12 protein-coding genes are annotated in these 12,969 nt (G+C 67.0%); 7 read left to right on the forward strand and 5 right to left on the reverse strand.

Annotation, left to right across the window (positions count from 1 at the left end; genetic code table 11):
• The first annotated feature begins 10 nt into the window (after nt 1-10).
• The 6 genes from ACREYQ_RS05775 (at nt 11) to ACREYQ_RS05800 (ending at nt 6,181) form a co-directional block, all read left to right on the forward strand.
• A complete protein-coding gene (locus ACREYQ_RS05775) occupies nt 11-982 on the forward strand; it encodes an ABC transporter permease (RefSeq protein WP_432259809.1) in 972 nt (323 codons plus the stop codon).
• Nucleotides 983-1,104: 122 nt separating this feature from the next.
• A complete protein-coding gene (locus tag ACREYQ_RS05780) occupies nt 1,105-2,055 on the forward strand; it encodes an ABC transporter permease (protein WP_432259810.1) in 951 nt (316 codons plus the stop codon).
• A gap of 10 nt (nt 2,056-2,065) precedes the next feature.
• On the forward strand, nt 2,066-3,028 hold the full coding sequence (locus ACREYQ_RS05785) for an ABC transporter ATP-binding protein (RefSeq protein WP_432259811.1): 963 nt from the start codon (nt 2,066-2,068) through the stop codon (nt 3,026-3,028).
• A complete protein-coding gene (locus tag ACREYQ_RS05790; protein WP_432259812.1) occupies nt 3,025-3,987 on the forward strand; it encodes an ABC transporter ATP-binding protein in 963 nt (320 codons plus the stop codon). The genes ACREYQ_RS05785 and ACREYQ_RS05790 overlap by 4 nt, the downstream gene beginning before the upstream one ends.
• Before the next feature lie 305 nt (nt 3,988-4,292).
• Nucleotides 4,293-5,330: a porin gene (locus ACREYQ_RS05795; RefSeq protein ID WP_432259813.1), complete on the forward strand. Its 1,038-nt coding sequence runs from the start codon at nt 4,293-4,295 to the stop codon at nt 5,328-5,330.
• A gap of 2 nt (nt 5,331-5,332) precedes the next feature.
• Nucleotides 5,333-6,181, forward strand: coding sequence for an N-formylglutamate amidohydrolase (locus ACREYQ_RS05800; protein ID WP_432259814.1), 849 nt, complete (start codon nt 5,333-5,335; stop codon nt 6,179-6,181).
• A gap of 13 nt (nt 6,182-6,194) precedes the next feature.
• Here ACREYQ_RS05800 and ACREYQ_RS05805 read toward each other — a convergent pair whose 3' ends face one another.
• Genes ACREYQ_RS05805 through wrbA form a run of 3 tightly spaced genes read right to left on the reverse strand, consistent with a single transcriptional unit; the run spans nt 6,195 to nt 8,639 of the window.
• Nucleotides 6,195-7,613 carry an FAD-binding oxidoreductase gene (locus tag ACREYQ_RS05805; protein ID WP_432259815.1) on the reverse strand — a complete coding sequence of 473 codons (1,419 nt, stop codon included), beginning with the start codon at nt 7,611-7,613 and terminating at the stop codon, nt 6,195-6,197.
• A 19-nt stretch (nt 7,614-7,632) separates the two neighbouring features.
• Nucleotides 7,633-8,040, reverse strand: a complete 408-nt coding sequence (locus ACREYQ_RS05810) for a DUF2069 domain-containing protein (protein WP_432259816.1) — start codon at nt 8,038-8,040, stop codon at nt 7,633-7,635.
• Nucleotides 8,037-8,639 carry an NAD(P)H:quinone oxidoreductase gene (gene wrbA / locus ACREYQ_RS05815; RefSeq protein WP_432259817.1) on the reverse strand — a complete coding sequence of 201 codons (603 nt, stop codon included), beginning with the start codon at nt 8,637-8,639 and terminating at the stop codon, nt 8,037-8,039. The genes ACREYQ_RS05810 and wrbA overlap by 4 nt, the downstream gene beginning before the upstream one ends.
• Before the next feature lie 163 nt (nt 8,640-8,802).
• Between wrbA and ACREYQ_RS05820 the strand changes: the two genes are divergently transcribed.
• Nucleotides 8,803-10,146 (forward strand): YihY family inner membrane protein, encoded by a 1,344-nt coding sequence (locus ACREYQ_RS05820; RefSeq protein ID WP_432259818.1) that lies wholly within the window; start codon nt 8,803-8,805, stop codon nt 10,144-10,146.
• A 758-nt stretch (nt 10,147-10,904) separates the two neighbouring features.
• On the opposite strand, the gene ACREYQ_RS05825 is transcribed toward ACREYQ_RS05820, so the two are convergent.
• Both ACREYQ_RS05825 and ACREYQ_RS05830 read right to left on the reverse strand, forming a co-directional pair.
• Nucleotides 10,905-12,427, reverse strand: a protein-coding gene (locus tag ACREYQ_RS05825; protein WP_432258225.1) for an IS3 family transposase whose coding sequence is annotated in 2 segments (ribosomal slippage) — nt 10,905-11,941 and nt 11,941-12,427 — 1,524 coding nt in all. Because the reading frame shifts where the segments join, the coding sequence is not laid out codon by codon here.
• A gap of 179 nt (nt 12,428-12,606) precedes the next feature.
• The gene (locus ACREYQ_RS05830) at nt 12,607-12,924 is read right to left on the reverse strand and encodes an Mpo1-like protein (protein WP_432259819.1); all 318 of its coding nucleotides are present in this window, start codon (nt 12,922-12,924) and stop codon (nt 12,607-12,609) included.
• Nucleotides 12,925-12,969 lie beyond the last annotated feature (45 nt).

Genomic DNA, 12,969 nt, shown 5'->3' on the forward strand with positions numbered 1-12,969 from the left:
CTTAACCATCATGCTCGAAACCCTTGTCAAACGGCTGCTGCAGAGCCTCGTGGTGCTGTGGCTCATGTCGGTGCTGACCTTCTGCGCCGTCAACCTGATCGGCGACCCGGTGCACCTGCTGGTCAGCCCTACCGCCACCGAGCAGGAGATCACCGAGGCGCGCCACGCGCTCGGCCTGGACCTGCCCATGTCCCGGCAATACCTGCGCTTCCTGCACGGCGCCCTGCACGGCGACCTGGGCGATTCCTTCATCTACAACCGGCCGGCGATCGAGCTGATCGTCAGCCGCGTGCCGGCCACGCTGGAACTGGCCGTGACCGCGTTGCTGCAGTCGCTGGGCATCGGCATCCCGATGGGCGTGTGCGCGGGCCTCAGGCCCGATAGCCGGCTGGCGCGGATGCTGATGGCGTGCTCGCTGGGCGGCGTGATCATGCCCACGTTCTGGATCGGCATGATCGGCATCCTGGTGTTCTCGGTGAACCTCGGCTGGCTGCCCTCGGGCGGGCGCGGCCCGGTCAGCACGGTGCTGGGCGTGCCGCTGTCGGTGACGAGTTGGGAGGGCATCCGCTTCCTGCTGCTGCCGGCGCTGACGCTGTCGCTGTTCAAGATCTCGCTGGTGGCGCGGCTCACCGAAGCCGGTACCCGCGAAGTAGCCGGGCAGGAGTACATCAAGTTTGCCCGCGCCAAGGGCGTGGGCGGGACGCGGCTGGTGCTGCGCCACGTGGTGCCCAATGTGCTGATCCCGATCGTGACCGTGGTCGGCCTGGAGTTCGGCCACCTGATTGCGTTCTCGGTGGTGACCGAGTCAGTGTTCTCCTGGCCCGGCATGGGCAAGCTGATCATCGATTCGGTGCTGGCGCTGGACCGCCCGGTGGTGGTGGCCTACCTGCTCGTCACGCTGGTGCTGTTCGTGGTGCTGAACCTGGTGGTCGACCTGCTCTACGTGGTGCTCGATCCGCGCCTGCGGCACAAGGCGGCATAGCTCCGCCCGCGCGGACCTGCTCTACGTGGTGCTCGATCCGCGCCTGCGGCACAAGGCGGCATAGCTCCGCCCGCGCACGCTGCCGCAAGCCTTTCCCCCTGCAGAAGAACGAGACTGAACCGATGTCCCTGCCTGTATCTGAAATCGACACTGCCGTGCCTGCGCTAGCGCAGGCGGCGGAACCGTCGCCTGCCGCGCCGCCTGCGGCACGGCCCTCGCTGCTGCGGCGCTTCTGCGCCAACCGCGTTTCTGCCGCCGCGCTGGCACTGCTGGTGGCACTGCTGCTGGTGGCCGTTCTGGCCCACGTGATCAGCCCGCAGAATCCGTATGACCTCGCCACGGTATCGGTGATCGATTCCGAACTGCCGCCGGGCAGCGTCGGCTACGAAGGCCACGCGCACTACTGGCTGGGCACGGACGGCGCCGGGCGCGACCTGCTCAGCGCCATCTTCTACGGCATCCGCATCAGTGTGGGCGTGGGCGTGATCAGCGCGGTGGTGGCGCTGATGGCGGGCAGCGCCGTTGGCCTGGCCGCCGCGTACTTCGGCGGGGTAGCCGATGCCGCGATCATGCGCGTGGTCGACCTGCAGCTGAGCCTGCCCGCGGTGCTGGTGGCGCTGATCCTGCTGGCGGTGCTGGGGCAGGGCGTGGACAAGACCCTGCTGGCGCTGGTGATCGTACAGTGGGCCTACTTTGCCCGCACCGTGCGCGGCGCGGCGCAGGTGGAGCGGCGCAAGGAATATGTCGAGGCCGCGCTCGGCCAGGGGCTGCCGGCGCTGCGCGTGATGTTCCGCCATATCCTGCCCAACTGCATGGCGCCGCTGGTGGTGACCGGCACGCTGCAGATCGCGCATGCGATCACGCTCGAGGCCACCATGAGCTTCCTGGGCATTGGCCTGCCGCGCACGCAGCCGTCGCTGGGCATGCTGATTGCCAATGGTTTTGAATACATGCTGTCGAACAAGTACTGGATCAGCATCTTCCCGGGTGTGGCCCTGGTGCTGCTGATCGGCTCGATCAACCTGGTGGGCGACCGCCTGCGCCGCGTGCTCAATCCGCGGCTGGAAGGATAAGGAGCCCGGCATGGCACTACTGGAAGTTTCCGGCCTGAGCACCAGCTTCGCGTTTGCGCGCGGGGCGGCGAAGGCGGTGGATGGGGTTTCGTTCGCGCTGGAGCCGGGCGAGATCCTCGGCATTGTCGGCGAGTCCGGCTCGGGCAAGTCGGTGACGGCGTTCTCGCTGATGAACCTGCTGGATCCGCCCGGGCGCGTCACCGGCGGCTCGGTCCGCTTCAAGGGGCAGGAGCTGCGCGCGTGTACATCGCGCCAGTGGCAGGCGCTGCGCGGCGACCGCATCGCGATGGTGTTCCAGGACCCGATGATGTCGCTGAACCCGGTGATGCGCGTGGGCGACCAGCTGGCCGAGACCGTGCTGGTGCACCATCGCCGCACCCGCGCGCAGGCGCATGCGCAGGCGGTGGATGCCCTCACGCGGGTGGGCATTCCCGCGCCGGAGGAGCGCATGCGCGCCTATCCGCACGAGTTGTCGGGCGGCATGCGCCAGCGCGTGGCGATTGCCAATGCGCTGATCAACCGCCCGGACCTGATCATTGCCGACGAGCCCACCACCGCGCTGGACGTCACCATCCAGGCGCAGATCCTCTACGAGATGAAGCAGCTGGTGCGCGAGACCGGCGCCGCCGCCATCTGGATCAGCCATGACCTGGCGGTGGTCAAGGACCTCGTCGACCGCGTCTGCGTGATGTACGCGGGCCGGGTGGTAGAGCAGGGCCCCGTCGCCGACCTGGTCGAGCGGCCGCTGCATCCGTACACGCGAGGCCTGCTGGATTCGCTGCCCACGCCGGCGATGCGCGGCGAAACCTTGCGCGCGATTCCGGGCGCCGCGCCGGCGCTGGCCGCGTTGCCGCCGGGCTGCGCCTTTGCGCCGCGCTGCCCGCGCGCGCAGGACGCGTGCCGCCAGGCACCCCCCGAAACTACCGTGCGCGGCCGGACGCTGCGCTGCTTTTATCCCCTGGAGGCGGCATGACAGTCATGCTCGAAGCGCGCAACCTGCAGAAACGCTTCTCGCTGAAGCCCGGCCTGCTGGCGCGCATGGCCGGCAATCCGGTGCAGGCGGTGCATGCCGTCAACGATGTCTCGCTGCAGGTGCGCAAGGGGGAGGTGCTGGGCGTGGTGGGCGAGTCCGGCTGCGGCAAGTCCACCCTGGGCCGCATGCTGGCGGGGCTGCTGCCGCAGACGGTCGGCGAGATCGCGTGGGAAGGCAAGCGCGCCGATATCGCGTCCGCCGGCTATCACCGCGCGGTGCAAATGGTGTTCCAGAATCCCTATGCCTCGCTCAACCCGAGGCTGCGCATCGGCCAGGCCATTACCGAAGGCGCGGTGTACCACGGCATCGTCAAGCGGGCGCGCGCGGCGTCGTTCGCCGGCGACCTGCTGCAGCAGGTGGGCCTCGATCCCGGCTACGCGGAGCGCTTCCCGCATGAGTTCTCCGGCGGGCAGCGACAGCGCGTGGCCATTGCCCGCGCACTGGCCTTGCGTCCGCGCCTGCTGATCTGCGACGAGGCCGTTTCCGCGCTCGACGTCTCGGTGCAGGCGCAGATCATCAACCTGTTCATGCGGTTGCGGCGGGAACATGAACTGACCTATGTCTTCATCAGCCACAACCTGGCGGTGGTGGAGCATATGTCGGACCGCGTGGTGATCATGTACCTGGGCCGCATCGTCGAGAGCGGCGATGCGCGCGAGGTGTTCGCCGCGCCCAGCCATCCCTATACCCGCGCGCTGTTGGCCGACGCGCCGCGCCTGGGCGCCAGCCCGCCCGCGCACCAGCCGATCCGCGGCGAGCTGCCCAGCCCGCTGGCGCCGCCCAGTGGTTGTGCCTTCCATCCGCGCTGCCCGCATGCGAGCGCCCGTTGCACGGCCGAAGTACCCGCGCTGCGCGATATCGGCGGACGGCTTTCCGCCTGCCATCTGAATGACTATTGATGTTTCCGAATTTCACGACAACGCTTCTTGCTTGTCGTTCCCGCGCAGGCGGGAACCCAGTGACTTCAAAGACGCTGGATTCCCGCCTGCGCGGGAATGACTGTGGTTGTTTTTGCACTGTCGCGAATTAGGGAAAGCTCAATAGATAGCCGCCGCCCGGCGCGGCTGAACGCTTGCGTTGCATCGCATCCATCCCGCCTGCGCGGGATGGCGGGGAGCGTGCGCGCTGCGTGGGCAGACCACGCGGCAGCTGGGACCAACCGAGGGGACCTGTGCATGGCACATAACGAAGAGGGAGCAGAAGCATGAAGAGTATCCAGACCAAGAGCGCGCTCGGACGCGCCTGCATCGGCGGCGCGCTGGCGATGCTGTCGGCGGCGGCCGATGCATCGGTGACGCTGTACGGTCGCCTCGACACCGATATCGAATACCAGAAGGGCCCGGATGGCGGGGCCACGCAGATGACCGACAATGCCTCGCGCTGGGGCATGCGCGGCAGCGAAGACCTGGGCGGCGGGCTGCGCGCCGCGTTCGGGCTGGAGCAGGGGTTTTTCGCCGATACCGGCATGGCCACCAACCCGCAGTTCCGCAATGCCTTTGTTGGTCTGGAGGGCGGCTTCGGCGCGATCGCGCTGGGGCGGCTGGATTCGGCGGCGATCGTGGGGTCGCCGATCTATTCGCAGGTGACGCAGAACGTCGACTTCGCCATCCATGATGCCGGCGCCACCGCCATCGGCACCAAGGTGCTGAATGCGCGCAACCGCGTGTCGAATGCGCTGGGCTATGTGACGCCAACGTTCGGCGGCTTTTCGGTGCGGGCGCGCGTGAACCTGGCGGGTCCCGATCCAGCGACGCCCAACGCCAAATCCCCGGTCCAGGCCGAGGACGATTTCCGGCAGTACGACCTTGGCCTGAACTACGCCGCCGGCAACTTTGCCGCGGGCGTGGGCTATTCACGCGATGCCAAGACCGGCGGACTGGTGGCCAATGATTTCCGCGACAAGGTGCAGGCGGTGGCTTCCTATGACTTCACCGTGGTCAATCTCTACGGCATCTACGGGCGCGACCGCTACGCCGGCACTGCCACCACGCGTACCGACGTGCCGTACTGGCTGGTCGGCTTCACCGTGCCTTATGGCGCCCACAAGCTCACCGTGAACTACATGGAGCGCGCGGTGCAGCGCGACCCGCAGGGCCGGCTCAAGAAGGTGCAGGCCGCCTACGGTTACAGCCTGAGCAAGCGCACCATGCCCTACGCCTTCGTTGACCGCGAGGACCCCAACTCGCACAAGCCCGGTGACACCGTGACCACGGTGGGCATCGGCATCCAGCACAAATTCTGATAATGGCTCTTCCTTATTCGCTGACTGAACCTGCCGGCGCGGCCCTGCCGCTGGTGGTGGACTCCCCGCACAGCGGGCTGGTGCATGCCGAGACCCTGCCGCTGGCCGCGCCGCCCGAAGCCCTGCTGACGGGCTGGGACGCCTATGTCGACCAATTGTTCGCGCATGCGCCGATGGTGGGCGGCACGCTGCTGTGCGCGGGCTTTCCGCGCTGGATGGTGGACGTCAACCGCGCCCGCGACGATATCGATCCCGCGCTGATCGACGGCGCCATGCCCTATGCCGTGCAGCCCAGCGACAAGGCCGGGCGCGGCATGGGCGTGCTGCGCCGGCTGGCGCTGCCGGGCGTGCCGGTCTACGCCGCGCCACTGTCGCCCGACATGGCGGAGTACCTGCTGAAGACCTATTACGACCCCTACCACGCCGCGCTGGCCGGCGTGCTGGCGCGGCACCATGCGCGCTCGGGCGCGGTGTGGCACATCGACTGCCATTCGATGAAGTCGCGCGGCAATGCGATGAACGTGGACAACGGCGCGGAGCGGCCGGACGTCGTGGTCAGCAACGGCGACGGTGCTACGTGCTCGCCTGCGTTCATCGACCTGGTGGCGCAGTGCCTGCGCGGCTTCGGCTACCGGGTGGGTATCAACTGGCCATACAAGGGGGCGGAACTGATCCGTGCCTATGCCGACCCCGCGCGCGGCCGCCACAGCCTGCAGATCGAGATCAACCGTGCACTCTATATGGACGAGGCACGGTTTGCGCCGCACGCAGGCTTCGCCGTGCTGCGCGGCCATCTCGACCAGTTGCTGGAGGAGGTGGCGGGACATATCCGCGAGGCCCTGGCGCGATGACGGCGCGGCGCGCTCAGATCACCTTGCCTGGATTCATCAGCCCTATCGGATCGAGCGCGCCCTTGATCGCGCGCATCATCGCCAGCTCGACTTCGCTCTTGTAGAGCCGGTTTTCCTCGCGCTTGAGCTGGCCCAGCCCGTGCTCGGCGGAAATCGAGCCGTTATGCGAGCGCACGCTGTCGTGCACGATGCGATTGACCTGGTCCTGGTGCGCCAGGAACGCGTCATGGTCGACGCCTTCCGGCGGCGACACGTTGTAGTGCAGGTTGCCATCGCCGAGGTGGCCGAAGGTCACCATGCGCGCGCCGGGGAAGGCGTTCTGCAGCAGCGCGTCGGTGGTTTCGATAAAGTCCGCCACGCGCGACACCGGCACGGCGATATCGTGCTTGATGTTCTTGCCGTCTTCCACCTGCGCCAGCGGGATATGCTCGCGCAGGTTCCAGAAATCGCACGACTGCTGCACAGATTCGGCCACCACTGCGTCGGCCACCACGCCGGCGTCGAACGCGGTCGACATCATGGTCTCGAAGATGCCGCGCGCATGGGCTTCGCTTTCGCTGTCGGACAGTTCCAGCAGCACCAGCTGCGGGTGGATGTCAGCGAACGGGTAGCGCAGTTGCGGGAAGTGCCGCGTCACCAGCGTCATGCTGAGCGCGGACATCAGCTCGAACCCGGTCAGCATGGCGCCCGCGTGCGATTGCGCGATGGCCAGCAGCGCCAGCGCCGCGCGCGGGCTCTGCACCGCGGCCAGCGCCGTGACCGAGGCGCGCGGCAGCGGGAACAGCTTCATCACCGCCGCGGTGATGATGCCCAGCGTGCCTTCGGCGCCGATAAAGAGATCGCGCAGGTCATAGCCGGTGTTGTCCTTGCGCAGGCCGCGCAGGCCGTGCCAGATCTCGCCCGACGGCGTCACCACTTCCAGCCCCAGGCACAGCTCGCGCGTGTTGCCGTAGCGCAGCACCGCGGTGCCGCCGGCATTGGTCGACAGGTTGCCGCCGATGGTGCAGCTGCCTTCGGCCGCCAGGCTCAGCGGAAACAGCCGGCCGTGCTCGCGCGCCACGTCCTGCAGGTGCTGCAGCACCACGCCGGCCTCGACGGTGATGGTGTTGTTGAGCGGATCGACCTGGCGGATGCGGGCGAGGCGTTGCAGCGAGACCACCACCTGGTCCTGCCCTGCCACCGGCGTGGCGCCCCCGCACAGGCCGGTGTTGCCGCCTTGCGGCACCACGGCGATCTTGTGCGCATGGCAGGCATGGACCACCTCGGCGACTTCCTCGGTGGTGCCGGGGCGCAGCACCGCCAGCGCCTCGCCGCTGTAGCGCTTGCGCCAGTCGGTCAGGTAGGGCGCCTTGTCGGCCGCGTCGGTCAGCACATGCTGCGCACCGAGCGCGGCGCGGCACAGTGCGAGGAAGGAGTCTTGAGGCGAGGTCATGGCGATGGCGGGATGAGGTTCAGGACTTGGGCGCGGCTGCCTTGCCGGCCGCGCGGGCGCGGCGCTTGTATGGGCGCAGGTACAGGATGGTGCTGGTGAAGAACATCAGCGTCAGCGCCACCTCCACCCACGCCAGCGTGGAGGAGGGCGCCCGGTCGCTGGTGGCGCGCACGATCCCTTCGGTGAAGAACAGCAGGATCAGCATCGACGACCACTGCATGGTGTAGCGGTTGCGCGTGAGCACGCCGCGCAGCGGCAGCAGCAGCGGCAGGAACTTGATGATCAGCCACGACCCGCCCGGACGCAGCGGCGCCAGGAACCATTCCCAGGCGATGCACAGCGCCATCAGCGCGAGCAGGCTGCCGACGCTGAAGCGGAACAGCCAGGGACTGTGCAGCGCCTGGTCGCTGTTGGAAACGGGGGTCATGCCGCGTCTCCCGCCAGGCGCAGCGCGGTCTGCGCCAGCCGCCGGCCCATGGCGATGGCCAGCGCCGATTCGTCTTCCGTGACCGGGCCGCGGTTGTCGCCGTGGGCATGGTGGCTGGGACCGTAGGGCGTGCCGCCCGAGGCCGTGGTCATCAGGCCCTTTTCCGAATACGGCAGGCCCAGGATCAGCATGCCGTGGTGCAGCAGCGGCAGCATCATCGACAGCAGCGTGGTTTCCTGTCCGCCGTGCAGGCTGCCGGTGGCGGTGAACACGCAGGCCGGCTTGCCGGTCAGCGCGCCCGACAGCCACTGGCCCACAGTGCCGTCCAGGAAGTACTTCATCGGCGCGGCCATGTTGCCGAAGCGGGTGGGGCTGCCCAGCGCCAGGCCGGCGCATTCCTCCAGGTCGCGCAGCTCGGCATACGGCGGGCCGTCGGCCGGGATATCGGATGCGGTGGCCTCGCAGACGGTGGATACCGGCGGCACCGTGCGCAGCCGGGCCTGGGCGCCAGGGACGCTGTCGATTCCGTTGGCGATCAGTTCGGCAAGTTTGTGGGTGCTGCCGTGGCGGCTGTAGTACAGGACGAGGATGTCGGTCATGGAGCGGGATGGCCGGCGGTGGAGGGGCGCTGCACAAAAGATGCCGGAAACAATGCGCGTATTATAGATGCGCCCCCCGCGTCATCTCCCATCGGCCTCGCGCCCCGGGTTCAGCGGGGGCGCTCATCGATCCGACAGACCAGATCCAGGAGGTTGTTTGCGCATGATTGGAACCCGCGTCGCCCGCCTGCGCCGGGAATGGAACCTGCAGAAGCTGCGCGCCCTGACGCGCTATGCACTGCGCCGCGCCGGCGAAGACCGGCTGCCGCAGGTCTCGGCCAGCCTGACCTTCACCACCGTGCTGGCCGTGGTGCCGGTGCTGACGGTGGCGTTCGCGCTGCTGGCCGCGTTCCCGGTATTCCGCGACTTCCGCAACGCCATCGAGGCGTTCCTGTTCCAGAACCTGATTCCCGGCAGCGTCAGCGAATCGATCCAGCGCTACCTCGGCATGTTCGCCAAGAGCGCGCGTGGCCTGACCGCGATGGGCCTGGGAGCGCTGATGGTCACTTCCGTGCTGACCATGCTCACCGTGGAAGACGCGCTTAACGCAATCTGGCGCGTCAAGCAGCGGCGCCCGCTGGCGCAGCGGGTGCTGGTGTTCTGGGCCGTGCTGACCTTCGGGCCGGTGCTGATCGGCGCCAGCCTGTCGATCAGCTCCTACCTGATCTCGATCTCGGCGGGCTATGTCGGCACCATGCCGGTGGGGCTGGGCCTGCTGGTGGGCGCGACGCCGGTGCTGCTGTCGGCGCTGGCCTTTGCCTTCCTGTACACGGCCGTGCCCAATGCCTATGTTGAGTGGCGCGATGCCATCGTGGCGGGCCTGGTGGCGGCAATCGCGTTCGAGTGCGCCAAGCGCGGCTTCGGCTACTTCATCACGCATATCCCGACTTACACGGCGGTCTACGGCACCTTTGCGGCGCTGCCGATCTTCCTGCTGTGGATCTACCTGAGCTGGCTGGTGACGCTGCTGGGTGCCACCATCGCCGCCAACCTGCCGGTGATCCGGCAGGGCTACTGGCGGCGCCGCACCTTTGCCGGCAGTGAGTTCTTCGATGCCCTGGGTGTGCTGCTGTTGCTCTACCGCGCGCGCGACGAAGTGCCGCGCAGCGTCGGCGAACTGGACCTGGGCCGCAAGCTGCGGGTCGAGGCCGACTACCTCGCGGGCCTGCTCGGCAAGCTCAAGGCCATGCACCTGATCGGGCGCCTGCAGCAGGAGCGTGGGCAGGCTCACTGGGCGCTGCTGTGCGATCCGTCGCAGGTGACGCTGCGCACGCTGCATGACCGGCTGGTGCTGAACCTGCCGCGGTTGCCGCGCACGGCGCTGGCGCAGGAGTTGCGGGGGGCTGATGCGCTCAAGTCGATCCTGGATAATCCGCAGCTGGATCAGACGCTGGAGGCGGTGTTCCGGCAGCAGGCGGTGGATTTGCCTCCGGCGGGGGATGGAAATGGGGCGGGGCAGCGGCGGACGCTGGAGGTGGTGCCGCCGGGGTGGCATGGGCAGGTTTGAGGGATGGGGCGTTCTGTTCGTTGGTTTGGTTATGTCGGTCGGGTTTGATGTTGTCGTAGGTTTTACGGCCTGGTTCCGCCCTGCTGGGCGGGTCACTTTTTGGCCGAGCGCCAAAAAGTAACCAAAAAACGCGTCGCCTCAGGCGGCTGGCCACCCATTCCACGGTGTGGGTGGTTCGAGCGGTGGTGATTTCCGTTCGGTGGGGGTAGGTGGTTCAACCCTGCTACGCTCCCGGGATGTGCCTTGCGTCCAGGGACTATTGGACGAACCCGACTTTAGGCTGTTGGCAGCCTTCTAACGAGGTTATCGGTAGGACGCCTACGGCTGCGCTGCGCGCACTCAGTATCGTAGGTCGGGTGCTCGGGCACGGAGCGCGTCGCTGCGCTCGCACGGCGTTGTCGCGGATGATGCCGGGCCAAAGGAAAAAATCAGGATGTGGCCACTGGTTCTGCCCCCTTAGGACGTGCGCGTAGCGCAGCCGAAGGCGTCCCACCGACGCCGTGGTTAGTAGGCTGCCAATAGCCTAAAGTCGGGTTCGTCCAATAGTCCGTTGATGTGGGCACAGACAGGGTGCGTAGCAGGGTCGAACCACCAACCCCACCGAACGGAAATCACCGCCGCCCGAACCACCCGCACCGAGGAATTGGTGGCCAGCCGCCAGAGGCGACGCGTTTTTTGGTTACTTTTTGTCGCTCCGGTGTGTGTCAAGGTAGTTGTCGCGTTCGCCGTCATGCAGCTTTCCGGTATTCCTTGGGTTCCTATTCAGCTCGCTCGGGGTTCAGGTAGACCACTGGCTCCAGCTTCCAATTCCGGATTCCCCGCGACCAGCGCTGCGGATGTCGGGTGCGGGCTGCCTGATACAGCATCGTGCGTCGCGCCAGCAGGGGCACCGCTTCCTCGCGGTGCCGCTGGTTCGGCGTGACGTACTTCAGGCCACTGTGGCGGTGCTCCTCGTTGTACCAGTGCACGAACCGATGGACCCAATCGCGCGCTTGCTGCAGCGTATCGAATGGCCGATCCGGCCACAGCGGGCAATACTTGGCTGTGCGGAACAGCGCTTCTGCGTAAGCGTTGTCATTGCTCACGCGCGGGCGACTGTATGAGGGCTGCACGCCCAGGTAACCCATCGTCGCCAGCATCGTCCCTCCTTTCATGACGCTGCCATTGTCCGAATGCAGCACCAGCGGCCGCCCGGCGGTCTGCTCGCGCAGGCAGCCTAGCGACAGCAGTTGGCTGGCATGTTCAGCCGATTCGCTCTCGTGCACCTCGTTGACTACCAGCTTGCGGCTGTAGATGTCCTGCATCATGTACCAGTAAAAGAAGCGACCTTTCACCGTCGTGGGCATCCACGTGATGTCCCAGCACCACACCTGGTTCGGTCCGTCGGCGCGGTGTGTAGTCAGCGGGCGCGAGGACTTGGCATTGTGGCTGCGCCCGCGCCGGCGCGCCTGGCCTTCGGCCTTGAGCACGCGGTAGAACGTCGACTCCGAGGCCACATAGCGGCCTTCGTCGGCCAGCTTCGGCACGATCTGGTGCGGCGTCAGGCTCTCGTAGCCGCGCTGGTTGGCCGCGGCCAGCACGGCCTGCCGCTCCGCCTCGCTGAGCTTATTGGCCGGCACTGGGCGCTGCGCGCCCGGGCGGCCATCCGCAGGCACATGACGCCAGCGCTGCAAGGTGCGCTCGTTCAGGCCCAACTCCCTGCAGGCGCTGGCTTGACGCGCACCGCTCTTTACCGCTTCATCGATCAACATGATGGCTTCGCGGCGATCCGAGACGTTGATCAGTCCTCCTCGTCCCTTCCCCAGATCGCCTCGGCTTTTTTTCGCAGCACCAGCAGCGCCGCTGTCTCCGCCAGCGCCGCATTCTTGCGCTTGAGTTCGCGCTCCAGATCGCGGATCCGTTTCTGGGCAGTCTCTTCCTCGCGGCGCTGCGCCAGGCCGGGCTTGGCCAGCGTCTTCGCGTTAGCCTGCTCACAGGCGGCGCGCCACTGCCGGATCTGTTCCGGCTGAATGCCCTTCCTGCGGCAGTATTCGGACAGCTCCGCCTCGCTCAGGGGCGCTGTCTCCAGCACCACCCGGAACTTGTCCGCACTTGACCACTTGTCACTCTGCTTGCCGTTGCCTGGCACAACCTGTCCTTGCTCTCGGGCTTCGTTGCGCCACGTACGCAGGCTCACCGTCGTGACACCCGTCTCCTTGGCCAACTCCACAACCGACCGATTCAAGGGCGGCATCATCTGCTCAACCACCCATTCCTTGTACTCCGCCGGATAACGCTTCATCTTCCAACCGTTACCGCCCTCCATTGTCCTTCATCGAAAGGCGGCGAGGCGACAACTATCCTGACATGGAGGGCTCGGACAAAAAGTGACCCGCCCAGCAGGGCGGAACCAGGCGGCAAAACCTACGACAACATCGAACCCGACCGACATACCCCCCACCCAAACAACCAACCCCCCCCTCAAAACGCAATCCTCCCCCTCCAGATATCCCCATACATCACCCAATCCCCCATCAGGCTATAAACCGGATGCCGAAACGTAGCCGGCCGGTTCTTCTCGAACCAAAAGTGCCCGACCCACGCAAAGGCATAGCCCGCCACCACCGCGGCGAGCAGCCACCACGCATTGCCGGTCACCACCATTGCCGCCAGGCACAGCAACGCCACCGTCGACCCGACAAAATGCAGCCGCCGGCAGGTCCGGTCCTGGTGTTCACTCAGGTAATAGGGATAGAAAGCCGCGAAATTCTCGAACTCGCGCACGCGGGCGTGGGCCATGGCTGTCTCCGGCAGGTCTTGTTTTGTGCAGTGTAGACCTACTGC

It is taken from the genome of Cupriavidus sp. TMH.W2, from assembly GCF_050847365.1.
Classification (GTDB): Bacteria; Pseudomonadota; Gammaproteobacteria; order Burkholderiales; family Burkholderiaceae; genus Cupriavidus.